Origin of the sequence: Peribacillus sp. RS7 (assembly GCF_041956845.1) — a bacterium.
Lineage (GTDB): Bacteria > Bacillota > Bacilli > Bacillales > DSM-1321 > Peribacillus.
The window spans coordinates 4,912,480-4,937,913 of the sequence record NZ_CP168135.1 but is presented as its reverse complement, the minus strand read 5'-3'; the positions used below and the strand labels follow the sequence as shown (position 1 = coordinate 4,937,913).

Annotated in this window: 25 protein-coding genes; all 25 read left to right on the top strand. The window is 33.2% G+C overall.

Annotation, left to right across the window (positions count from 1 at the left end):
* Window positions 1–14: 14 nt before the first annotated feature.
* The 25 genes from ACDZ29_RS24515 (at window position 15) to ACDZ29_RS24395 (ending at window position 25,268) form a co-directional block, all read left to right on the top strand.
* On the top strand, window positions 15–953 hold the full coding sequence (locus ACDZ29_RS24515; protein WP_375088979.1) for an aldolase: 939 nt from the start codon (window positions 15–17) through the stop codon (window positions 951–953).
* Entirely contained in the window at window positions 946–1,242 is a 297-nt protein-coding gene (locus ACDZ29_RS24510) for a lasso peptide biosynthesis PqqD family chaperone (protein ID WP_370015172.1), read from the top strand. The genes ACDZ29_RS24515 and ACDZ29_RS24510 overlap by 8 nt, the downstream gene beginning before the upstream one ends.
* Before the next feature lie 34 nt (window positions 1,243–1,276).
* Window positions 1,277–1,747, top strand: coding sequence for a lasso peptide biosynthesis B2 protein (locus ACDZ29_RS24505; protein ID WP_370015171.1), 471 nt, complete (start codon window positions 1,277–1,279; stop codon window positions 1,745–1,747).
* Window positions 1,748–2,923 carry a nucleotidyltransferase family protein gene (locus tag ACDZ29_RS24500; protein ID WP_375088978.1) on the top strand — a complete coding sequence of 392 codons (1,176 nt, stop codon included), beginning with the start codon at window positions 1,748–1,750 and terminating at the stop codon, window positions 2,921–2,923.
* Window positions 2,924–2,932: 9 nt separating this feature from the next.
* Window positions 2,933–4,714, top strand: a complete 1,782-nt coding sequence (locus tag ACDZ29_RS24495) for an ABC transporter ATP-binding protein (RefSeq protein WP_375088977.1) — start codon at window positions 2,933–2,935, stop codon at window positions 4,712–4,714.
* Window positions 4,715–4,907: 193 nt separating this feature from the next.
* Window positions 4,908–5,648: a YveK family protein gene (locus ACDZ29_RS24490; protein ID WP_289335196.1), complete on the top strand. Its 741-nt coding sequence runs from the start codon at window positions 4,908–4,910 to the stop codon at window positions 5,646–5,648.
* 10 nt (window positions 5,649–5,658) lie between these two features.
* Window positions 5,659–6,363: a CpsD/CapB family tyrosine-protein kinase gene (locus tag ACDZ29_RS24485; protein ID WP_375088976.1), complete on the top strand. Its 705-nt coding sequence runs from the start codon at window positions 5,659–5,661 to the stop codon at window positions 6,361–6,363.
* A gap of 281 nt (window positions 6,364–6,644) precedes the next feature.
* Window positions 6,645–8,471 (top strand): polysaccharide biosynthesis protein, encoded by a 1,827-nt coding sequence (locus ACDZ29_RS24480; protein WP_370015165.1) that lies wholly within the window; start codon window positions 6,645–6,647, stop codon window positions 8,469–8,471.
* A gap of 194 nt (window positions 8,472–8,665) precedes the next feature.
* Complete coding sequence (locus ACDZ29_RS24475) at window positions 8,666–9,820, top strand: glycosyltransferase family 4 protein (protein ID WP_375088975.1); 1,155 nt, start codon at window positions 8,666–8,668, stop codon at window positions 9,818–9,820.
* Window positions 9,805–10,914 carry a glycosyltransferase family 1 protein gene (locus ACDZ29_RS24470; RefSeq protein ID WP_375088974.1) on the top strand — a complete coding sequence of 370 codons (1,110 nt, stop codon included), beginning with the start codon at window positions 9,805–9,807 and terminating at the stop codon, window positions 10,912–10,914. The genes ACDZ29_RS24475 and ACDZ29_RS24470 overlap by 16 nt, the downstream gene beginning before the upstream one ends.
* Before the next feature lie 4 nt (window positions 10,915–10,918).
* The gene (locus ACDZ29_RS24465) at window positions 10,919–11,809 is read left to right on the top strand and encodes a glycosyltransferase family 2 protein (RefSeq protein ID WP_375088973.1); all 891 of its coding nucleotides are present in this window, start codon (window positions 10,919–10,921) and stop codon (window positions 11,807–11,809) included.
* 16 nt (window positions 11,810–11,825) lie between these two features.
* Window positions 11,826–12,908 carry an EpsG family protein gene (locus ACDZ29_RS24460; RefSeq protein ID WP_370015160.1) on the top strand — a complete coding sequence of 361 codons (1,083 nt, stop codon included), beginning with the start codon at window positions 11,826–11,828 and terminating at the stop codon, window positions 12,906–12,908.
* Between the two features lie 124 nt (window positions 12,909–13,032).
* Window positions 13,033–14,232: a glycosyltransferase gene (locus ACDZ29_RS24455; RefSeq protein ID WP_375088972.1), complete on the top strand. Its 1,200-nt coding sequence runs from the start codon at window positions 13,033–13,035 to the stop codon at window positions 14,230–14,232.
* A 34-nt stretch (window positions 14,233–14,266) separates the two neighbouring features.
* Window positions 14,267–15,340, top strand: a complete 1,074-nt coding sequence (gene galE / locus ACDZ29_RS24450) for a UDP-glucose 4-epimerase GalE (RefSeq protein WP_375088971.1) — start codon at window positions 14,267–14,269, stop codon at window positions 15,338–15,340.
* Window positions 15,341–15,356: 16 nt separating this feature from the next.
* Entirely contained in the window at window positions 15,357–15,497 is a 141-nt protein-coding gene (locus tag ACDZ29_RS24445; RefSeq protein WP_375088970.1) for a hypothetical protein, read from the top strand.
* A gap of 20 nt (window positions 15,498–15,517) precedes the next feature.
* A complete protein-coding gene (locus ACDZ29_RS24440; protein WP_375088969.1) occupies window positions 15,518–16,132 on the top strand; it encodes a sugar transferase in 615 nt (204 codons plus the stop codon).
* A complete protein-coding gene (locus ACDZ29_RS24435) occupies window positions 16,129–16,773 on the top strand; it encodes an acetyltransferase (protein ID WP_375088968.1) in 645 nt (214 codons plus the stop codon). Before ACDZ29_RS24440 ends, ACDZ29_RS24435 begins: the two co-directional genes overlap by 4 nt.
* A 1-nt stretch (window position 16,774) precedes the next feature.
* Window positions 16,775–17,944, top strand: coding sequence for an aminotransferase class I/II-fold pyridoxal phosphate-dependent enzyme (locus tag ACDZ29_RS24430; RefSeq protein ID WP_375088967.1), 1,170 nt, complete (start codon window positions 16,775–16,777; stop codon window positions 17,942–17,944).
* 38 nt (window positions 17,945–17,982) lie between these two features.
* Window positions 17,983–18,321 carry a helix-turn-helix domain-containing protein gene (locus ACDZ29_RS24425; protein ID WP_375088966.1) on the top strand — a complete coding sequence of 113 codons (339 nt, stop codon included), beginning with the start codon at window positions 17,983–17,985 and terminating at the stop codon, window positions 18,319–18,321.
* A gap of 3 nt (window positions 18,322–18,324) precedes the next feature.
* Window positions 18,325–19,065, top strand: coding sequence for a glycosyltransferase family 32 protein (locus ACDZ29_RS24420; protein ID WP_375088965.1), 741 nt, complete (start codon window positions 18,325–18,327; stop codon window positions 19,063–19,065).
* 48 nt (window positions 19,066–19,113) lie between these two features.
* Complete coding sequence (locus ACDZ29_RS24415) at window positions 19,114–20,145, top strand: glycosyltransferase family 2 protein (RefSeq protein WP_375088964.1); 1,032 nt, start codon at window positions 19,114–19,116, stop codon at window positions 20,143–20,145.
* Window positions 20,126–21,223: a polysaccharide pyruvyl transferase family protein gene (locus tag ACDZ29_RS24410; protein ID WP_375088963.1), complete on the top strand. Its 1,098-nt coding sequence runs from the start codon at window positions 20,126–20,128 to the stop codon at window positions 21,221–21,223. The genes ACDZ29_RS24415 and ACDZ29_RS24410 overlap by 20 nt, the downstream gene beginning before the upstream one ends.
* A 48-nt stretch (window positions 21,224–21,271) precedes the next feature.
* Window positions 21,272–22,465 (top strand): glycosyltransferase, encoded by a 1,194-nt coding sequence (locus ACDZ29_RS24405; protein ID WP_375088962.1) that lies wholly within the window; start codon window positions 21,272–21,274, stop codon window positions 22,463–22,465.
* 28 nt (window positions 22,466–22,493) lie between these two features.
* A complete protein-coding gene (locus ACDZ29_RS24400) occupies window positions 22,494–23,678 on the top strand; it encodes a glycosyltransferase (RefSeq protein WP_375088961.1) in 1,185 nt (394 codons plus the stop codon).
* A gap of 48 nt (window positions 23,679–23,726) precedes the next feature.
* On the top strand, window positions 23,727–25,268 hold the full coding sequence (locus ACDZ29_RS24395; protein ID WP_375088960.1) for an oligosaccharide flippase family protein: 1,542 nt from the start codon (window positions 23,727–23,729) through the stop codon (window positions 25,266–25,268).
* The last annotated feature ends 166 nt before the right edge of the window (window positions 25,269–25,434 follow it).

Genomic DNA, 25,434 nt, shown 5'->3' with positions numbered 1-25,434 from the left:
TTGGAGTGAAGAGAATGTTAGGCACGGAAAAAACATATACGTATACCACATTTGGGCTAATGGTAGAAAGTGAACTTCCCCTTCCTGAATTAGAGAAAGCAAAAGATAACGAAAGGGTAGTAGACTTAACGATTACAAAGAAAGATTTATCAATTGATTGGTCTAAAATAAATCCCTTAAATCGAACAGGTTTTGTCGTTGAAGGAAATCGCGTTATGTTTGAAGTGCCAAGTTTAGCTGTTTTTTCTATAGAGGAAGGGAAAACCATTACTTTTTCATCTTGTGAAAGTTACAACGAAGATAAGGTTCGGCTTTATATTTTAGGAAGCTGTTTGGGGATTTTATTGATGCAAAGAAAGGTGTTGCCTCTTCATGGAAGTGCAATAGCCATTGATGGAAAAGCTTATGCTTTTATTGGAGAATCAGGAGCTGGCAAATCCACCTTAGCTTCCTCTTTCGTAAATAAGGGGTACAAACTTTTAAGTGATGATGTAGTGGCTATATCTCTTATGGAGGAAAACCAACCATGTGTTATCCCCTCATACCCTCAACAAAAGTTATGGCAGGAGAGTTTAAATGCATTTGGTATGAATTCGACTGATTATCAACCTTTATTCGATAGAATGACAAAGTTTTCGGTACCAGTGCAGGTAGACTTTTATAACCTACCATTGCCCCTTGGAGGCATATTCGAGTTAACTGGGGCAGATATAGAAGCTATTGACCTACAAGCCATTGAAAATCTTCATCGATTTCAAGTATTGCACATGCATACCTATAGACGATCTCTTATTGAAAGGATGCATATGATGGATTGGCATTTCAAAATTTGTGCAAAGTGTATTAATTCTGTGCCAATATATCGATTAAGTCGTCCAACCTCAACATTCACAGCCCACGATCTTGTTGCTACGGTACTAAGTATAATAAAAGGAGGGAAAATAAATGATTAACGCATCAGTACTATCAAAAAATAAAACAATTACACAAAATCCGGGGAATATAGTTAGTGATATGGATGGGGAAACAGTCATGCTAAGCATAGAAAAAGGGAATTATTATAATTTGGGTGTCCTTGGTGGGGAAATTTGGAGTTTATTGGAAGAACCGATTAAAATTAGTGATTTAATAGGTAAGTTGATGTCACAGTATGAAGTCAGTCACCAAGAATGCGAAGAAGAAGTGTTATCTTTTTTAAGCGATTTATATGATGAGGAGTTAATTATTTTATCTGAAACTTGAGCAATTATCATCTAAATTTATATAGGGGCAAAAGATGAATCTTTATAAAAAAATCAACACTTTCGTATCTTTCAATTGGAGTATGAAGAGTTTACTGATAGAAGCCTTATTTTTTTTAGCAATTGGCCGTATTTATAAGTTAATTCCATTTATAAAGAGTGCAAGATTCCTAGGAAATTACATGGAAGAAACCACTTATTCCATAAGGGATTTTGATAAAGAGACTTTAAAGAACATATCAGATGCCATACATATCATGAGCAGTTATACATTCTGGGAGAGCCAATGCTTAGTTAAAGCGATAGCGGGTATGAAAATGCTAGAAAGAAGAGGGATGGAAAGTACACTTTATTTAGGAACGGCAAGAAATGAAAAAGGTGATTTGATTGCTCATGCTTGGTTACGGTGTGGTTCGTATTTTGTAACGGGCAAAGAAGAAATGGGTAAATTCATAGTTGTCGGGAAATTCGCTAAAACAAAAAAAGAGCTTAAAAGAGGGAATTAAATGAATGGCAAAATCAATTTCGATTCTTCAAGCATCTCTAATGAATTAAAGTTTTTATTGGATTGTCTGGGTAATGAAAAAAACAAGCAGGTTCCAATTAGTGTTGAACCAAACCTTGATTGGAATTTGTTCTTGAAACTAGTCAGGCATCATCGGGTTTACCCACTTATATATACGAAACTTAAATCCGCAAAATATATTCCTGCAACCATTATTCAATCGATGTTCTACGATTATCAAAAAAACACCTTTAAAATGTTAAAGCTAAGTGGTGAAATCGGAAAAATTTCCCGACTGGTTTTTGAAAATGAAATTTCGACGCTATTTTTGAAAGGCCCCATACTGGCAGCAGATTTATATGGAGATATCTCCCAAAGGACATCAAGTGATATTGATATTTTGGTAAATATCGATGATCTTGATAAGGTCGAGTCCCTTTTAATCCAAATGGGATATGTAAAAGATGAATATATACAAACTGTATTAAATGATTGGAAATGGCGCCATCATCATTTTGTCTATTTTCATGCAGAGAAAGAGATTAAACTTGAAATTCATTGGCGTTTAAACCCAGGTCCCGCCAAGGAGCCCACTTTTAATGAATTATGGCAAAGAAAGAAGGTTAGCTCACTGCCAACATCATATCCCATATATTGTTTAGGGAATGAGGATCTTTTTTTATTTCTTACTTCACATGGTGCACGTCATGGGTGGTCACGCCTTCGTTGGTTAGTGGATATCGACCGCCTTTGCAAAACAAACTTGGATTGGGACAAAATAATGAGCCTTCTTAAGAAATATCAATATAGTCATGTTGCTGGTCAAACATTAGTCCTTGCTTCCCAACTTTTAAATACACCGATAAACAAAAAAGCGAAACAACTTACAACAGGCAGCCGTTCCAACCAATTGGCACAAGAAGCTCTATTTTATATTCAACGTTTCATAAACCTTCATGATGAACCACTATCTGAAGAGATTGCAAGTTATCATAAAAAGCATCTATTTTCACTTATGTCATTTCAGAATAAAATGTTATTCATTCTCAGTTTTCTGCATCCTTATTTTGAGGATACAATAACCTTGCCTTTGCCTCGAAAGTTCCATTTTTTGTATTTTCCCTTGAGGCCTTTTTTATGGTTTTGGAGAAAAACGAGAATACAAGAAATGTCATAGGAGGATAAGATGAAACAGCTGTTATTCTTTTTCAAAAGGTTGTACACTTTCACTGGGAAAATACTCTTTATCAATATGCTTGGAATGGTAATTGTCAGCTTAATGGATAGTATAGGTATACTTTTATTGGTCCCGATGATTAGTGTCAGTGGAGTAATAGATATAGATTTATCAAATAATCTTCCTTCCATGCTCTCCTGGATGGTCGAGTTACCTAAAATGATAAGCTTATCCATTATATTAGGTTTTTATATTATTTTAGTGATCTTCCAGAATGTTCTACAACGTAATCTATCAATACGTGATGTAAGAATACAACAATCATATATTAGACATTTAAGGATTGAAATATATAAGTCATTATTACATGCCAACTGGGAGTTCTTTATTAAGTCCCGGAAATCGGATTTGATTAACGTGTTGACTAACGATTTAGCACGAGTAAGTGCGGGCATTAATCTAATTTTACAATTATTAGCCTCAGCAATCTTTACGTTATTTCAAATTGGAGTCGCATTTTGGTTAGCCCCAAGAATAACCTTATTTGTATTGATTTCCGGTTTGATTCTTGCCATATTTTCAAGAAGGTTCATTAGAAAAGCTAAGTCATTGGGTAGTAAGACCTCTCAGTTAGCTCTAAGTTATTTAGCCAGTGTTACCGATCAGTTAAATGGGATAAAGGATATAAAAAGCTATCATTTAGAAAAAACGCATGTAAATTGGATTAGTTCTTTAACTAAAGAAATGAACGAGGAACAAATTGAATACATTAAGTTAAACACAAGTTCCCAATTATCTTATAAAGTATCGTCTGCACTATTGATAGCAGCATTCGTTTTTTTATCGATTACCCTTTTTGCTGCTCAACAGGAAGAACTTTTACTCATTCTCCTTATTTTTTCAAGGTTATGGCCCAGATTCACAGCCATACAAGGTAATTTGGAAAATATATCTTCAACTATTCCAGCTTTTAAATCCATTCTAAAAATTGAAGATGAAGCGAAAGGCCACAATGAGGCTTTTATTCTTGAGAGTATCAAGCCAATCGTTATCGAACAAAAACTAGAATGTCAGGATCTTTTTTTTCGTTATAACAAAACTGAAACAGACTTTACCCTGGAAAATATCAATATAGCTATACCAGCTAACAAGTTGACTGCCATTGTTGGTCCATCCGGTGCAGGTAAAAGCACATTGATTGATTTAATCATGGGGCTCTTGCTTCCTGATCAGGGCCAAATTCTAGTGGATGGAATAAAGCTCTCCAGAAAAGAAATAATCGGATTGAGGAAATCCATTAGTTATGTTTCCCAAGATCCATTTTTATTTAATGGAAGCATTAAAGAGAACATGCTTATAGTCGATCCCGATGCAAGTGACAAAAAGATATGGAAATCACTGGAATTTTCAGCAGCTGATGAATTTGTACGTAAATTGCCTCAAAACCTGGATACGGTAATTGGTGACAGAGGGGTTAGGTTATCTGGAGGAGAACGGCAAAGACTAGTTCTAGCAAGAGCTATTTTGAGAAGGCCATCCATTTTAGTTTTGGATGAAGCTACAAGCGCCCTTGATAACGATACCGAATCTAAAATTCAGAGAGCTATCGAAAATTTACAAGGAAGTATGACCATCATTGTCATAGCACACCGTTTAAGCACAATAAGGAATGCTGATCAAGTCTTAGTGTTAGAAAAAGGTAAGATATTACAAAAAGGTGAATATAATGCGCTGGCTAGAGAAAGAGGTTTATTCAAGCAATTATTAACGAGAGAAGTGGATATTATATGATCGATTAATTCATGAAAAAATTCCCGAAAAATTGGTATAACCTGTTGACGCGTTCTTTATAAAGAACTAAAATAAGGATATAATCATAGGAATTTTAACACAGAAGAAAATGTCCTTGATTATAGTAATTTAACACTATGTCAAGCTATCATTGTTCTTAATAAAGAAAAGTTAAATTGAAAAAGGTGGTTCAATGACAAATTACTCGAAACGGAACTTTGAAAATCATCAACCTGCAAAAGAGATAAATTTAAAAGAACTGATTGGAATCATTAGTAGACGTTACTGGATTGTGATTATTGTCACTTTATTATTCATATTGGCAGGTTATCTGAAAACGTTAACCACAACCCCTCTATACCAAGCGTCTACGAGAATTATCATAGAGGCCAATCAGGATAAAATGAAAACCCTTCAAGTCATAATAAAAGATACAACGGTTTTACAGAAAGTTATCAATGAAATGGAATTATCGATGTCTCCAGAAGCATTGGCTGGGGCAATAGACGTAACTAGCGTAGAGGATTCAGAAGTTGTCAGTATCAGTGTCACAGCATCTGAGCCTTATATGGCTGCCAACATAGCCAATACGACGGCTAGAGTATTTAAAAATGAAGCTCCTAATATAGTGGACTTTAAAAACATACGGAATTTGTCCTCGGCAAAGGTAGACCTAGTACCCATTAACGGAGACAATAGTGGAACGATTATTAAGAGCGGAATAATAGGTTTATTTTTGGGCATAGGGCTGACATTTTTATTGAATTCACTGGATTATACTATTCGTAGTGAGCAAGAAGTGGAAGATATCATTGGTTTTCCAGTTATAGGGCATGTATCTAAAATGAATAAAAAGAATTCGAATGTCAGTAAAAGAAATATACAACAAATCAAAGAAGCTAAACATTTGAACGAAACTAGAGCAGAATTGTGAGGCGAAATGAATGGCGGTTGGTAAACAAAAGTTCGGAGATACACTAAAGAAAAGGAACCTGGTAGCTTATTCAAGTCCAGATTCATTAATCTCCGAACAGTATAGGGCGATCCGAACAAATATTAAGTTCTCATCAGTATCAAAGAAAAGGAATATCATTATGATAACCTCCCCGACATCCGGAGAAGGTAAATCAACCACGGCTGCCAATCTTGCTGTTTCAATGGCCCAAAACAAAGAAAAGGTTTTACTAATAGATGCCAATCTAAGAAACCCCACGATTCACTCAATTTTTAAGATTCCAAATAAAACAGGGTTGACGAATATTTTATCTGAGTATACTGCCTCATCTCTTGATAATACAGTATACAGAACGGGAATGGGTGACTTAGATGTTTTGACCAGTGGTCCTATACCTTTCAATCCAGGCGAAATCATGGGAGTTCCAATCATGAAGGAATTCCTTGTTCAGTGCGAAAGGAATTACGATATTGTGTTAATCGACTCTCCTTCAATATTGGAAGTTACAGATACGAAAATTTTAGCCAATTATTGCAATGGTATCATACTCGTTTTCAATAATGGAAAAACGGAGTTGAAAAAGGCTTTAGCAACAAAAAGAATCCTTCAATTTGTTGAAGAAAAGATTGTAGGAGTCATTTTAAACGAAAATCCAGAAACCCGTTTTACCAATTTACTGAAGAGAATCCTATAAAGAAAAAAATTTTTCGAATGTCGTTCTTTATTACGAACGGTAATAAAAGTATTTGGTGATGTCTCCTTGCCATTATAAACGGAGGCACTCGATCATGCTGTGGGTTGAAAAGACCTTAGACGCCAGTCGTCAAGAGTGTGGGGTGAGGGAGGGTTAAATGCCCTATATTTCTATTAAAGTGCTAATGAATGCTGTCTTAATAGGACAGCATTCATTAGCACTTTATCATTGAATTCCGCTTAAATGTAACAAATAAATTGATCCTATATGGGGGGAAAGTATTGACATATCAGCAAAGACTATCACTTTTTATATTAATAGATTCATGTATTGTCTTATCAGCCATTTTTTTGGGACGATTTTTAGTGGATGCCAGTATTTATGTTTTTACCATTCCCATTGTCCTCAGCTCTGTTACGATTCTCCTCAGCCATCATATTTTTGCCATTACTTTTCATCTTTATAAAAAAGCGTGGGAGTATGCGAGCATTGGTGAATTAGCCATTATATTCAAAACAGTAACGGCATCCATTTTTACTACATCAATCGTACAGGCACTCCTTTTTCATGATGTTTATTATCGCTTATTAGCGGTAACTTGGCTGCTTCATATGCTGTTGATAGGCGGATCAAGATTTTGCTGGAGAATGTATAGAGACCAATACTTAATCAAATATGAAAATAAAAAAAGAACCTTAATAATCGGGGCAGGATCAGCAGGTACGATGGTTGCCCGGCAATTATTAAAAAATAATGATGTTGATTTATTACCAGTAGCGTTTATTGATGATAACGCACGAAAACAGAATCTTGATATTTTGGGAATACCTGTAGTTGGAGGAGTGGGCAAAATTGCAAAAAAAGTTGAAGTATTGAATATCGAACATATCATCATTGCCATTCCTTCGTTGAATAAACAAGAATTGAATCGAATATTTCAAGAATGTGCGAAAACAAATGCAAAGACACAAATCCTTCCAATGTTAGAAGATTTATTAACAGGAAAGCTTTCGGTCAATAAATTTAGAGATGTACAGGTTCAAGATCTTCTTGGAAGAGAACCTGTAGAATTAGATATTGACGTAATTTCAGAATATGTAACTGAAAAAGTTATCTTAGTCACTGGTGCGGGAGGTTCGATTGGATCAGAGATTTGCCGCCAAATTACTAAATTTAATCCAGCAAGGTTAATTTTACTCGGACATGGTGAGAACAGTATTTATACGATAGAAATGGAGTTAAAAGAAACATATAAAAACAAAAATATCGAGTTTTTAACAGAAATTGCTGATCTTCAAGATCAAAAAAAAATGTTGTCCGTTATGGCAGAATATCAACCAGATGTCGTTTATCATGCTGCAGCACATAAACACGTACCACTAATGGAACGAAATCCTGAAGAAGCAGTTAAAAATAATTTAATAGGTACGATGAATGCCGCCAATGCGGCAAGTTGGAGCGGGGTAAAGACTTTTGTGATGATATCCAGTGATAAGGCAGTCAATCCTACCAGTGTAATGGGTTCTACAAAAAGACTAGCGGAAATGACGATTCAACAAATAAATAGAGAGAGCAAAACGAAGTTTGTAGCAGTTCGTTTTGGGAATGTGTTGGGGAGTAGAGGAAGTGTCATCCCGCTATTCACAAAGCAAATTGAAAAAGGCGGGCCAGTCACAGTGACACACCCTGATATGATTCGATATTTCATGACTATCCCTGAAGCTTCAAGACTTGTCATTCAAGCGGGGGCGTTAGCGCAAGGCGGCGAAATTTTTGTACTTGATATGGGCAATCCAGTGAAGATTGTTGATCTGGCTAAAAACTTGATTAAGCTCTCCGGTCATTCAGAAGATGATATATCAATAGAATTTACGGGAACAAGACCAGGCGAAAAGCTATTTGAAGAACTACTGAATAAAGATGAAATTCATGAAAAACAGATATATCCAAATATTTACATAGGTAAGACAGGGAAATTATATTCAAAGGAAATTGAGGATATTATAAACAATTATCCTGATATGGATAAAGATTCACTAAGGAAAAAACTTGTAGACCTGGCTAATGAACGTGTCACTCCCCCTTCTCTTGTACCCGTTTCAAATTAAAATGGATTCACTATGAATTTCAGAAATTCGGTAATACTGGCTACATGAATAGAGCTAGTTAATTGCAACGGCTGTTAGTTTAAAACAACAAAGGGAGAAAAAGAAAGAAAATATGCTGTTCACTTTCCTACACTATTGATTAGAGAATGAATTAGATGAAAGCACGGACCTAGATACCGGAAGGATAGTGAATCATGGAGAAGAAAGTCCTATTTTGTGCAACAAAGGATTATCATTTTGAAGCGTTTCACTTGCCATATTTTAAATGGTTTAAAGAACAAGGATATAAAGTTCATACAGCAGCGCATGGTGATTTGAATCTCCCATTCGTTGATAAAAAGCACGTTATTCCCATTCAGAGATCTCCATTTAAAAAAGAAAACATAATGGCATACAAAGAATTAAAGTACATCATCGATAACAACAATTTTCAAATCATTCATTGTCATACGCCAATGGGGGGAGTGCTAGGCAGACTTGCTGGTCGTAAGGCGAGAGCACGCGATACGAAAATGCTTTATACGGCACACGGCTTCCATTTCTGTAAAGGTGCACCTCTGCTAAACTGGCTGGTCTACTATCCAATTGAAAAATCATTAGCGAGAATGACAGATTGTTTGATTACGATCAATACTGAAGACTTTCAACTTGCCATACAAAGAAACTTCAGGGCACAGGAGATTACCCATATCCATGGTGTTGGGGTTGATACAAATCAATATCACCCTGTCTCCATAATTAAGAAAACTGAACTAAGGATAGAAAAAGACTATTGTGATGATGATTTCATTATGTTTTATGCAGCCGAGTTCAATAAGAATAAAAACCAGCAACTATTACTTCGGGCTTTTTCCTTAATTAAAGATGAAGTTAAAAACGCCAGGTTACTATTGGCTGGAGATGGACCCTTATTAGACGAATGTAAGAAGCTTTCGGATTCTTTAGGAATTGGAAACAAGGTGGATTTTCTTGGATTTCGAAAAGATATAGACGAATTATTAAAAATCAGCGATCTTGCTGTAGCGTCAAGTTTGAGAGAAGGGCTTCCCGTTAATATCATGGAAGCAATGGCTTGTGGGCTGCCTATTATAGCTAATGACAATAGGGGGCATAGGGAGTTGGTCTCCAATGGTCAAAATGGGTGGTTAATAAAGGGAAATGATGAAAAGTCATTGGCTGAAAAGGTCATAAAACTTGCCGGAAATGTTGCTATGAGAAAAACGCTCGGTGAATGCAGCCATAAAATGATTGAAAGGAAATATAGCACTAAAAAAATCCTGGAAGCAAAAAGTGAAATTTATAGAACATACATGGTAGATACGGAGGAAAGAGTATGGGGAATCCACTAAGAATCCTGCATGTTGTCGTCAATATGAATAGGGGCGGAGCGGAAACCTTAATCATGAACTTATATCGCAATATGGACCGCTCGAAGATCCAATTTGATTTTCTTACATCCAAAGAAGGCGTATTCGATAATGAAATCCTAAAACTTGGTGGTCAAATCCATAGAATTCCTTATATTTCCGATGTCGGTCACTTTGCTTATAAAAAACATCTAGACGGATTCTTTAGGGAGAATGCTACCTACAAAGTCGTTCATGCCCATATGGATAAAATGAGTGGACTCGTTCTTCAATCAGCTAAAAAAGCAGGAATCCCAAAAAGAATCTCACATAGTCATAATACACAAAGTGAAGGAGGCCTAGCTTCTAGAATCTATAAATGGTATGCAGGGACATTGATCATGTCCAATGCTACAAATTTGTTAGCTTGTTCCAGACAGGCAGCACAATGGCTATTTAAAGATAAAACAAAAAATGTGAATATTTTAAAGAACGGCATTGAATGTAAATTATTTTCTTTCTCATCTGAAACAAGAGGTAAAGTTAGAAAAGAATTGAATATCGAAAGTGATGCATGTGTTTTAGGGCATGTGGGAAGATTTGCTCAACAAAAAAACCACTCCCTTTTGATTGATATCTTTGCCGATTTTATTAGAGAAAAGGAAAATTCCTATTTGATTTTAGTGGGAGAAGGACCTTTAAAACCAGAAATCTTAACAAAAGTTAAAGCTCATAAGTTAGAGAACAAAGTTAAATTTCTTGGGGTACGGAGTGATATTAACCGAATCCTTCAAGCCTTCGATGTTTTTGTCTTTCCTTCTTTACATGAGGGATTGCCAGTTTCCCTTATTGAAGCACAGGCAGCAGGTCTGCCGTGTTTAATCTCGGACCAAATATCCAAAGAGGTAGATTTGGGTATCAATCTTATTCACTTTCTGCCTATTACCAATAGTTCACTATGGACCTCCCATTTAATGAAAATAACTTCTAGCAATACGAACAGAAGTATACAACCGGATTCACTTTCCAAACAAGGATACTCCATAAATGAAACAGCCGATGAACTTAAAAATTTCTATATATCAATGACAGGGTGAGCAAATGAAAACTTTAACAGTGTTTACACCAACCTATAATAGGGCTTATTGTCTCGAAAAATGTTATCACAGTTTAGTCCGTCAAGATAATGAAGATTTTATATGGTTAATAATTGATGATGGATCAACGGATAATACAAAAGAATTGGTAAATCAGTGGAAACAGGAAAAGAAAATTGATATTAAATATCATTGGCAAGAAAATCAAGGAATGCATGGTGCACATAATACAGCCTATAAACTAATCGAGACGGAATTGAATGTTTGTATTGATTCCGATGACTATATGGCAGATGGGGCAGTCGAAAGGATCCTTTCGTATTGGAAAAAGTACGGTAACGAAAATGTAAGTGGAATAGCGGCATTAGACGCAACAATTGAACACCAAATCATTGGTTCAAAGTTTCCTGAAAAACTAAATCGTGCTACATTGTTTGATCTTTACAACAAATATGGTGTAACCGGAGACAAGAAGTTGGTTTATCGCACTGAGTTGACCAAACTATATCCATATCCCATCTTTCAAGACGAGAAATATGTAGGACTGGCATATAAATACTATATGCTGGATAAGCAATATGAAATGCTGCTGATGAATGAAGTGCTTTGTCATGTTGAATATCTTCCTGATGGATCCTCTCTAAATATGTATAACCAATATCTCAAAAACCCTAAGGGCTTTTCATTTTATCGTAAGGAACTTATGAAGTTACCCTTCGGTGGTAAAGTTTTTAAATATAAGCAAGCAATACATTATGTATCTAGCAATCTTCTCATGAAAAATCCGAAACTGTTCATTGAAACTCCTAAGAAAGCACTCACAGTTTTAGCATTTCCATTAGGCTTCCTTTTATATGTATTTATCATCAAAAAAACTAGGACTGAGGTTAATTGAAGGGAATTATTGTTACATGACCATACTTTGGATCAATCTCGCCATCGTATTTATTTTTTCATATTTAGGTAGGTACTTTTCTACATATTCACTTATCCCGGTGACCGGTTTGTATGTTTTTAAGCCAAATAAGATTTTGGTTTTTTTAGCTGTTGTATGTTTAGTATGTGTTTCGGGTCTAAGAACAAACATTGGAGATACATTCAATTATATAAATATATACAACGAAAATGACTTTTCTTGGGAGTATATAAAATCTCAAAAGGATATGGGCTTCGGCATCTTGCAGATGCTATTAAAGAAAATCTCGAATGACCCTCAGATACTGATTTTTACAACAGCTATGGTTACAAATGTATTAATTGTCATGGTTTTATATAAATATTCACGGCTTTTTGAACTAAGCACCTTTGTGTATATTACAGGTGGGTTGCACTTAGTATCAATGAATGGAATACGTCAAGTACTTGCAGCTGCAATTATTTTTACAGCAACCAAGTATTTATTAAACGGAAATTTTGTTAAATACTCTTTGATTGTTCTAATTGCATCTACTTTTCACCAAAGTGCTCTTATCCTTTTACCCATTTATTTTTTAGTTAGAACAAAGGCATGGACGAAATCAACTCTTGCCTGGTTATCTTTTTCGGTCATTGTCGTCCTTGGTTTCGGGCAATTTACATCGTTTTTATTTTCTGCTTTACAAGATACCCAGTATAGTGACTATTCTAATTTTAATGAAGGTGGGGCTAGTGTAATTAGAGTGGCGGTAAGTGCAGCGCCACTATTCATTGCCTACCTGGGCAAAGATAAGCTACGAAAATTATTTCCTAAAAGTGATTATATAGTGAATATGGCTTTATTGGGATTGGTGTTTATGATTATCTCGACACAACAATGGATATTCGCAAGGATATCGATTTATTTTAATTTATATCAACTAATTCTGATTTCATGGCTAATTGAATTATTTAGTGAAAAAGATCAAAAGCTTTTATATTATTCAATACTCGTTTTATTTTTTGTTTTTTATTTTTACGAAAATGTTATTAGTTTGAATATTTTATATAAGAGTGATGTTTTAGAAGGGCTATTTTGATAGAGGGAGATAAAGTAGTATAGCTTTTAGGTTCTTAGTAGTTGATGTGCTATTACTAAACATATTTCGGGCAACATTGAACGGTTAAACTTGTATGAAGTATCTTGAAAAAGAGGTTATAAAAATGAAGAAAAAGATTTTGATTACTTCCTTTGATTTGGCAATAGGGGGGGTAGAAAGAAGCTTGATAGGCTTGTTAAATCAATTCGATTATTCTAAATACGATGTCGATTTATTATTATTTAAACATGAGGGTGAATTTTTCTCTTTTATACCTAACGGACCAAATTTATTACCTGAAGAACCACATTATTCCACTTTCAGAAAGTCAATTTATCAAATAGTGAAAGATGGTTATTATCCAATCGCTATTTCAAGGCTCATCGCAAAGTATTCTGGACTTTTTCATGGAAAAGTAAAAAAGGTAGAAGAACCAGGGTATTTAACGATTCAGTATGGGTGGGAATTTACGAATCGGTATCTGCCAGATCTAAATAATGATTACGATGTGGCCATAGGTTTTCTTTGGCCTCATCATTTTATAGGAGATAAGGTAAAAGCAAAGAAGAAAATTGGATGGATTCATACCGATTATTCAAATATTTATGTGAATAAGAATATAGAGAAAAAAATGTGGGCAAAAATGGATGATATCGTGGTGGTTTCAGAGGAATGTTCCCAAACATTTTTAGATATTTTTCCTGACTTCAAAGAAAAAATAACAGTAATTGAAAATATTTTATCTCCCGATTTTGTTAGAGACCAAGCAAAGGTAGAGGTTCAAAAAGAAATCAGTAAACAACCAGGAAAAACTATTTTAGTAACTGTAGGCCGTTTAACGTATGCAAAAGGTTTAGATGAGGCAATAAGGGCTTGTAAACAACTCGTGGACGAGGGATTTGAAATTGAATGGTATGTGGTTGGTTATGGGCCTCTAGAGAATGAATTAAGAAACTTGATAATGAAATTAGGAGTGGAAAGACAATTTATTTTATTAGGGAAGAAAACCAATCCATATCCATATATAGCCGCTTGTGATATTTATGTTCAACCTTCACGTTATGAAGGTAAAGCAGTAACCATCCGTGAGGCACAAGTGTTAGGTAAACCGGTCTTATTAACAAATTTCCCCACAGCTAAAAGTCAGGCCGATAATGGTTTTGATGCTTTAATTACAGAGCGTGGCCACGAGGGAATTGCAAATGGGCTTAGGAAAATGATTAATAATGATGAGTTTAGAAAGAAATTGGTAAATAATGTACTTTCTCGAGATTATGGTAATGAAAATGAAATTAATAAAATCTATAGTTTAATTAATAATTAACGATTAAATTTTTAAAAAGGGAGGGACAGTTAAATTGGGAATATTAGTAACGGGCGGAGCAGGATTCATTGGCAGCCATACATGTGTAGAACTCTTGAATGATGGTAATGAGATTATTGTGGTAGATAATTTTTCTAACAGTAATCCGGAATCCTTAAATCGCGTTTGTGGAATAACCGGAAAATCCATCAAGATTTATTACTTAGATCTTTTAGATTTGGAATCATTAGAAGAAGTATTTTTAGTAAATCAAATTGAAGCAGTTATCCACTTTGCCGGACTAAAAGCGGTGGGTGAATCGGTTCAAGATTCCCTGAAATATTATAAAAACAATATCGCAACTACAATCATAATTTGTGAACTTATGCAAAAATATAGTGTGAAAAATCTGGTATTTAGCTCATCTGCCACTGTATATGGACTGCCGGATACAGTTCCAATATCAGAAGGGTTCCCCTTAAAGGCTATAAACCCATATGGTAGAACAAAATTAATGATAGAAGAAATGCTTCAGGACTTATATATTTCAGACAATGAATGGAGCATTACGATCCTTAGATATTTCAATCCAATAGGTGCACATGAAAGCGGCATGATAGGTGAAGATCCAAGCGGAACACCTAATAACCTAATGCCATACATCACTAAGGTAGCCGTAGGTCAATTAAATGTACTTAATATTTTCGGAAATGATTATCCAACGATTGATGGTACAGGTGTAAGGGACTATATCCATGTAGTTGATCTTGCAATTGGACATGTACTTGCACTAGATAAAACTCTAAAATCCACCGGTGTTAAAATTTATAATCTTGGAACTGGAAAAGGATACAGCGTGTTAGAAGTAGTGTCAGCTTTTGAATCAGCAACAGGAGTAAAAATACCTATTAAGATTACACATCCTAGGCCAGGAGATGCGGCCATTTGTTATGCGGATCCCAAGAAAGCGGAAAAAGAATTAAATTGGAAAGCAAAAAAAGGCATTATTGAAATGTGTGAAGATTCTTGGCGGTGGCAATCTAGGAATCCTGATGGATTTAAAATAAATGAAGAATCGGAAAACCCTCGCTTAATATATAGCGAGGATTTTTTAATACCAAATAATTAGAAAAATGGTGTAAAGGATGAGGAAAGAAACAAAGAAAGAAAACCTCAAAGATATTTTATTATTTGCCTACAAATTGGGTAATGAATCAGAAAATATGAATGTTTCTATTCTAATAGAAGAAATCAAACAAAAAATAGTCATGATAAATGGTAAATAAAAAATCCCGGAAGTGAAGATATGAAAAGAATATTTGATTTATTAATTTCATTTATTTTACTGGTTATCATTAGCCCAGTACTGGTGATTATAGGGATTTTAATCAAGTATAACCTTGGTTCGCCTATACTTTTTAAACAAACGAGGCCAGGTTTAGATGGAAGGCCTTTTACCCTTTATAAATTTCGTTCAATGAATAATCAAAACGCTGAACATGGTAGACCTCTTCCTGATCATCTGAGATTAACCAGATTTGGAAATGCACTTAGAAAATTAAGTCTAGATGAATTGCCACAGCTCGTTAATGTTGTTAAAGGGGACCTTAGTTTGGTCGGGCCACGTCCTTTATTAATGGAATACCTTCCATTATATAACGACGATCAGGCTAAACGTCATGATGTTCGTCCTGGCATAACTGGTTGGGCACAAGTAAATGGGAGAAATGCGATTTCATGGGAAGAAAAATTCAAATTGGATGTCTGGTATGTAAATCATCAATCATTTTTTCTCGATGTCAAAATCTTATTATTAACGATAGTAAAAGTGGTTAGATCTGAAGGAGTAAATTCCGGGACAAATGAAACCATGCTACCTTTTAGAGGATCAGATAATCAAGAAAGAGAGGGGCAGGGATGAAAATAGTATTAATTGGAGAAGGAGGTCATAGTAAAGTTATCAAAGACATGATTGATATAGCCGATGGTTTTGAATTAATTGGATATCTAGACGACAAATATGATACAACAATCGTGAAAAATCAATTGTTTTATGCACCGTTTTCAACAGCATTCCATTTAATGGAACGATTCATGGATATAAAATTCATTGTTGCAATAGGTAATAACCATAATCGTAAAAAAATTGTTGATGAATTGAATATACCCGATTCCTTTTATGTAACGCTGATTCATCCTTCTTCAATTATTAGTCCCAGTGCAAAGATAGGAGTAGGTACAGTAGTCATGCCATTAACAGTCATTAATGCTGATGCTAAAATTGGCCGCCATTCAATCATCAATACAGGCTCCGTGATAGAACATGATAGCGAAATAGGTGATTTTGTACATATATCACCTCATGCGACATTAACTGGTTCTGTAAAAGTAGATGAAGGAGCTCATATTGGTGCCGGTGCAATACTGATCCCCAATGTGAAAATTGGCCCATGGACGGTTATTGGTGCAGGAGCGACGGTAATAAATGAGATTCCACCTAATAGTCTAGCGGTAGGAACTCCTGCAATTTTGAAAAATAAAATAGGTATAGAAGGTGTGTAGAGTGTTAAACGTAACAACAAAAAAGCGAATTCTACTATCACCGCCCCACATGAGCGGTAATGAAGAGAAGTATGTTAAAGAAGCTTTTGAGACAAATTGGATTGCTCCATTGGGACCAAATCTCGACGCTTTCGAAAAAGAATTAGCAGTATATGCAGGAGTCAAAGAAGCTGTTGCAGTCAGTTCCGGTACTGCAGCGATTCATTTGGCTCTTTCTATATTAAATGTGAAAAAAGGAGATTCGGTCTTTTGTTCAAGTCTAACATTCGTAGCAACGGCCAACCCCATTCTTTATCTAGAAGCGGAACCCGTTTTCATTGATTCTGAACCTGAAACTTGGAATATGTCACCACATGCTTTAGAAACAGCGTTTAAAGAAGCTGTTAAAATTGGGAAGCTCCCTAAAGCCATTATCATTGTGAATTTATATGGACAACCTGCAAAAATGGATGAGCTTTTATCGATTTGTAATCAGTATAAAGTACCAGTCATCGAAGATGCAGCGGAGTCATTAGGTTCCACTTATAAAGGAAAAGCAAGTGGAACTTTTGGGGAATTCGGTATCTATTCATTCAATGGAAATAAAATCATAACAACCTCTGGTGGGGGCATGGTGATTTCAAATGATACACAAGCGATAGTTCGAGCTAGATTTTTAGCCACTCAAGCAAGAGATGCGGCTCCATATTATCAACATAGTGAGATGGGCTATAACTACCGAATGAGTAATATACTTGCAGGAATTGGAAGAGGTCAATTAGAGGTATTAGAAGAAAGAGTAAGTGCCAGAAGGGCTGTATACGATCTATACCATCAGGAATTGGCTTCCCTGCCCGGTTTTAAATTCATGCCTGAATTAGCAAATACTCATTCAAACCGCTGGTTGACTGCATTGACAATAAACGACGAAGAAATTCGGATTTCTACAACCGAATTACTTAATGCATTGGAAGATGAAAATATTGAAGCAAGGCATGTCTGGAAACCTCTCCATTTGCAGCCACTATTTGCTGGCTGTCGTTACTATCCTCATACTAGACAGACAAATGTTTCTGAACAATTATTTTATTCAGGAATATGTTTACCATCCGGATCAAATATGACTCATGACGAACAAATGAGAGTCATTAATACAATAAAAAAAACTATTAATCGTCGCGATCAGCCATGATGAAAGCAAATTGAAAAAAATAATGAAGAGGTAACCAAATGATTGGAAAAAACATTGCAGAATTAAGAAAGAAAAGAGGATATACCTTATCAGAACTTGCTGAACAGGCAAATATATCGAAATCTTATTTAAGTAACATAGAGCGCAATCTTAATCGCAATCCCTCACTTCATATTATGGAAAAAATAGCACACGTATTGAATGTGGATCTTGTTTCACTTCTAAAACAAGACACTACAAAGGTGGCACCAAACTATTTAGAAAAAGAATGGATTGAATTTGTTCAGGAACTGAAAAGGAACGGTATTAAAAAAGAAGAGATTCCACAGTACCAACCATTAATTGATTTTATAAAATGGCAAAATAAGGGTGGGTAAATCATGAATATAAACAATGAGATTCCCAGAGTAATCCACTATTGTTGGTTCGGTGGAAAAGATAAGCCAGATATTGTAGAAAAATGCATGGACAGTTGGAGAAAACATCTTTCAGATTATGAAATTATTGAATGGAATGAAGATAACTTTAATCTTCAGATAAATGCGTATGTACAGGAGGCATATACTGCAGAGAAATATGCTTTTGTCAGCGATTATGCACGTGTGCATGCCTTATATCATTTTGGTGGCATTTATTTGGATACCGATGTAGAAGTCTTTAAACCATTTGATGATTTGCTTCATCATGAATCATTTTGGGGCTTTGAACAGGAAAATTACATTGCCACTAGTACAATAGGTGCAGCAAAAGGAAATAAACTAATAAAAAAATTTCTTGATTCATACGAGAAAAAGAATTTCATAAAAGAAGACGGGAGTTTAGACCAATTAACAAATGTTGCGATTGTAACCGAATTAATAGAACTTCTAGGTTTAAAAAGAAATGGAGAATACCAAGAACTTAAAAATATAGGAGTCTTTTATCCACAAAACTATTTCTCACCCTATGACTATATTAATTGTAGGAAATTCTTCACTGATGAAACATATGCAATGCATCATTTTTATAAAAGTTGGCTTCCTGCAAACGTACAATTCAAGAGTCATATAAAAAAAATGTTATCGCATATCATAGGTGGTGATAATATAGCTAAACTTAGAGGCTTATATCAAAAAGAATAAACTTTTTACAATACAACTTATAAAGATAGTTATTAAGTGGAGGTAGTAATGATTCCAAAGGTCAGTGTTATAGTGCCTGTTTTTAATAATGAAAAATATATATCAAAATGTCTAGAAAGTATTCTCTCACAAAGTTATAGGAATATAGAAGTAGTAATTGTGAACGATGGGTCAACCGATAAAAGTGAGAATGTTATTAAAGAGTATAGACAAAAAGATGAGCGAATTCTTTATTTGTCACAAATTAACAGCGGACCTTCTGAGGCTCGTAATAAAGGGATAGTAAATTCTACAGGTGAATATTTAGTTTTTATTGATTCGGATGATACCGTTGATAAATATTATATTGAATTTTTATTAAATACCATGATTAATTCTAAAGTCGACTTAGTATGTTGTGGATATAAAGATTATTCTAAATATGGAATAATCGATCACACGGATTTTAATATGGAAGGTAATATTCCAATTAATAATTTATTAGATATGATTTGTGCAGGAACCGGCGGTGTACTTTGGAGCAAGATATTTAAAAAAGAAATAATAAGTAAAAATAACTTAAGGTTTAATAACAACATTTATATGTCTGAAGATCTTATATTTACTTTGGAATATGTAACACACTCTAGGTCATTTAAATCAATAAAAAAATATTTATATCATTATAATAGACTGAATGAAAATAGCATAAGTGCAAATATTTCAATAGAGCACCTTGAAAACAGCATCTCTGTTTGTGGGAATATTGAAAAAGTACTTAATTATGTTAATTATGATAAAAAAAAAATAAACAAAATAATAACTGAAAGAATTCAAAATGCCGTATTAAATACAGCTGATTATCTAATGTCAAGAGAAAAAAGAAAGGTACCTATTTTGAGAGAAGTTTTAGATATTCCCTATATTAAAAAATGCAAATATCAATTTTCAACTAAAAAAGTTATATATAAGCCCTATATTTTCTTTCTGAAAAAAGATTTATTGATGTGTTTTTTTATTTATGGAGCATTATTGAATAAAATGAAATATTTTAAATATGAATTTATTGGTGGAGGTTCAAGTGAAAAAAGTCTTTGTTGATATTTATTTACAATTCAATTTAGGAGATGATTTATTTTTAGACATACTGGCTAAAAAATATCCTGAGACAGAATTTACAATTAACTATCTTGGAAAAAACTACGACAAATTTATTAATAAGTATCCAAATATAAAAAGAAGACAGTACAATTTATATAACAAAATTGGACAGCATTTGAAACTTGTAGATTATATAAACAACTATAAAAAACTAGCAGAAGAGTATGATGCACTAATATTTATAGGTGGATCAATATTTAGAGAAGAAGAATATCACGATACTCTTTATAAAGACAGGATGGAAATGGTCCTTGAATTTAAACAAAAACAAAAATCTGTATTTGTAATTGGTTCAAATTTTGGACCATATAATACTGATAAATTTTTAAATGATTATATAGCTTTTTTTAAACTATGTGATGACGTTTGTTTTAGAGATCTGTTTTCCTATAATTTGTTTAAGAGTTTCCCTAATATTAGATATGCCCCAGATATTGTTTTTCAAATGGATTTAACACCGTTCTTAAGTAAAATTAGTAAAAAAAGAGTGGGTTTTTCAATAATTGACGTTAGGCATAAGCATGGATTATCGAATTATTATAATGAATATATAAATAGTACCGTAAAATCGATAGAAATGTTGATGGAAAAAGGATATGAATGTACTCTAATGTCCTTTTGTGAACATGAAGGTGATTTAAAAGTAATTAAGACAATAAAATCAAATCTTTCTTCAGAATTCAGAAAAAACATTTCTGTTTATAGTTATGAGGGGAATATTGAAGAAGCTCTCAAATTAATAAGTACCTTTAATTTATTTATTGCTGCACGGTTTCATGCAAATATACTAGGCTTATTATCTCAGACTGGATTAGTACCTATAATATACAGCCAAAAAACAGAAAATATGTTGCGAGATATTAAATTTGAAAATTTTTTAGTAAGCATGGATGAACTTCATTTACAATATGATGAAAATACCATAACAAATGTTATAGATAAAACAATTGATTTAAGTATTATTTCAAGCGAATCCGAACGTCATTTTGAAAAGTTAACCACCCTTGTCAAGTCATAAATTGCTACTTAAATCCCGATTCTAATTTTTATCAAAGTGAGTGAAAATATGGAAAAAAAAAGAGTATTATTTGTAATTGATTCATTAGATTGTGCAGGTGCTGAAAAGAGTTTAATTTCATTGTTGTCCGCATTCGATTATGAGAAATACTCAGTAGATTTAAGACTTTTTGCATATGGTCATATATTAGAAGAATTGGTTCCAAAAGAAGTGAATATTTTAAAACCCTTGGAATATACCGAATTTTCTAAAATGAGTTTTAAGGAAGCGTGCATTAATTCAATTAGGAAATTCAATCTGAATTCTTTAATATCTAGACTAACATATTCGCTTAAAATCAGGTTGAGGAAATACAATCATTCTCAAAAGGCTAGGGTTTTTTGGGAGAACATTTCAAAAGTTATTGAAGAAGATTCAACTATCTACGATATAGCAATAAGTTATGCGCAAGGTATTCCTACCTTTTATGTTGCAGAGAAAGTAAAAGCAAACAAAAAATTAGCATGGGTAAATGTCAGTAATCGGTTGGATGAAGTTGAAAAGGACTTTCAACAAAGATTTTATGACCAATTTGATAAAATAGTCGCTGTATCTGAATCGACGAAAGTAATATTCGTTGAAACATTTAATAAATACACAGCAAAAACTGAAGTTATTTATGATATTAATAATGCAGATTCAATAATAAAAATGGCCGGTATTGGAAAAAGTTATAACGATAATTTTGAGGGAATCCGGATACTTACCATAGGAAGACTTGATCAAAATAAGGGATATGATATTGCTCTAGCAGCATGTAAAATGCTGAAAGAAAGTGGTATAAATTTCAGGTGGTATGCTCTAGGAAAAGGTATTTTAAAAGAAAAAATTGAAGAACAAATTAGAAGAGCTGGGTTAACTAAAGATTTTATCTTATTAGGAGTTGAAGCAAATCCATATCCTTTCATTAAAGATTCTGATATATATGTTCAAACTTCTAGGCATGAAGGGTTCGGGTTAGCGATTGCAGAAGCAAGAATGTTAAATATTCCAGTAGTTACAACAAGTTTTGACGCCGTTTACAATCAAATGGTAAACAAGAAAAATGGTTTAGTAGTGGATATGAACGCAGAAGCTGTTTGTGAAGGAATAGCAACATTAATTAGAGACTTAACTTTAAAAGAAAGTATTGTAAATTATCTCAAGACTGAAAAAAAAGGAAATATTGAAGAAATAGAAAAAATTTATAAATTAATAGGATAACACTCATATAACAAAGGGAGTAAATCCAATGAAAACAAAGATAATATTTATGTTAATTAATATGAATGTAGGAGGAACTGAAAAAGCTTTATTAAATATGATTTCAGAGCTTTCAAAGAAAAATTATGATGTAACTGTCCTGATGTTGGAGAAATATGGTGATTTTATAAATTCTATTCCTGATGGAGTTCAAGTGGAATATTTAAAAGGATATAAAGATATTAAAAATTTACTGAATTTACCTCTTCATATAGTTGCATTAGATTTTGTTAAAAAGAGACGTTTCATTAAATCGTTAATAATAATAATTTTTTACTTTATATCGAAGGTTAACAAAGAAAGAAGTCTTTTTTATAAATATATTTTAAAAGATTTCCCAATTGCAAAAAAGGAATATGATATAGCGGTAGCCTATGCAGGTCCTATGGAGTTCATAAGCTATTATGTGTTAAATAACATAAAAGCTAATAAAAAAATACAATGGATTCATTTTGATATAAATCATATAGGTTTTAATAGGTTCTTCGCATATAAATTCTATAATAAATTCGATAAAATTTTTGTTGTATCTAAAGAAGGAAAAAGGCATTTAATAAATATACTTCCTTTCTTAGAAGAAAAAATCGAGGTTTTCTTAAATATTATTTCATCTGATTTGATTAAATCTCAAGCTGAAATCGGAAGAGGGTTTAATGACGAATTTGATGGGATAAAAATCTTAACAGTAGGAAGGCTTACTCTAGAAAAAGGGCAAGATATAGCTATTAAGTCTTTAACTAAGTTAATACAAAACGGTTTTAAAGTAAGGTGGTATTGTGTTGGAGAAGGTAATTTAAGAGTAAACTATGAAAAGCAAATACAAAAAAATAACGTATTGGATCATTTTATTCTTTTAGGTTCCAAACCAAATCCCTATCCATATATAAAAAATTGCGATATTTACGTCCAACCATCTAGACATGAAGGTTATTGCATTACACTTGCTGAAGCAAGATGCTTAAATAAACCAATCATTACAACAAATTTCACCGGCGCAAAGGAACAAATAAAAGATGGAGTGACAGGTCTAATAGTTAAATGTGATGAAGACGAAATCTATCAAGCTATAGTTAAATTAATAAACAATTTAACTATAGGTGAATATTTCACTAATAATTTGGCTACAGAATCTATTGATACGAAAAATGAAATAGAGCAAATAATCAAAATTTAATTATAAAATAAAGACTCAAATTTTTTTATTAGGATGGAAGGTAATACCATGATAAATCAGCTAAAGGCAGGTGCAAGTTTATCTTATTTTGCACTCTTCATAAATATTATTATTTCAATAATTTATACACCAGTAATGTTAAATTTGCTTGGTCAATCAGAATATGGCTTATATAGTTTAGCTAGTTCAGCAGCAGGATATGTTGGTATTTTAAACTTTGGTTTAGGTAATGCAGTAATTAGATATACCGCTAAATATAAAGCATTAAATGATGAAGAAGGATGCTTTAATTTATATGGCTTGTTTTTAAAAATTTATTTAACTTTAGGTTTAATAGCCTTAATTTTAGGGATTTTATTGATATTAAATACAGATTTGTTTTTTTCTAGCTCATTAAATATAGAAGAGATACACAAACTTAAATTATTAATGAGCATAATGGTATTTAACATTTCTACAGGAATTGGGCTAGGTGTTTTTAGTGTAATAGTATTGGCTCATGAAAAGTTTATCTTTCAAAAACTAATTGTGATCGTTTCATCCATTATAAGCCCACTCCTCATATTACCCCTGCTATTAATGGGTTATGGCTCCATAGCTATGGCAATTGTAACGACATTGTTAAATTTATTGTTTATTGCACTTAATATGTATTATTGTTTTAAAACTCTGAAAATTAAAATATCTTTCGGGAAATTCGATTCCAAATTATTTAAAGAAATTATTGTTTTTTCGTCTTATATTTTTTTGAATTTAATCATCAGTCAACTATATACTTCAACCGACCAAGTAATTCTTGGGATATATAGCGGAACAGTAGCTGTATCCGTTTATGCTATTGGGGCTTCTTTTACTGGTTACTTCTCAGGCTTTTCTTCAGCAATATCAAATGTTTTTTTATCTCGTGTATCTGGAATGGTAATTAAGGGAGCTTCTAATAATGAATTGTCCAATCTTTTTATAAGAATAGGTAGAGTTCAATATATAATCATATCTTTTGCTTTAAGTGGATTTATTGTATTTGGGCAAGAGTTTATAAATTTATGGGTTGGAAAAGAGTATCAGGTATCATATATAGTTGCTCTTGTTATTTTGGTACCCATGATAGTCTCTCTTATTCAGGGAATGGGAGGGGTCATACTTCAAGCCAAAAATATGCAAGGTTTTAAATCAATAGTTAACATTTTTATTGCAATCTCAAATGTGATTATTAGTATCATCTTTGTTCAAGTTTGGGGAGTTATCGGTTGTGCAATTGCCACAGGAATCTCATTCACTTTAGGAAATATAATAATAATAAATTATTATTATTGGAAAAAAATCAAATTAAATATACCAAAGTTTTGGATTAATATACTTTTTATGAGTTTCCCACTTATTTTAAGTATAATTTATGGGGCCACTATTAATAAAGTACTTCTAACAAATATATGGTTAGTTTTATTTGTGAAAATTTTAGGATTTTCTATCCTATATTTTTTATCTATGTGGTTTACTGCAATGAATAAATACGAAAAAAATCTATTTATTGTACCAGCTAAAAGTATTTATCAAAAGTTTAGGTTAAGGCTTAAGAATCAAGTTACCTAGATAAAAATAATAAAAATTTTCCGAAACATATCAACCTGGATTAAAAATTAGACTGGCATTAAAGTACATACCGAATGAAATGTTGAAGCGTTAAAAGCAGTATTGGACAGTATTAAAAATCAAAATGTAGATCTATCTTGGTGATGTCTATTTTCGAGGATCAGAA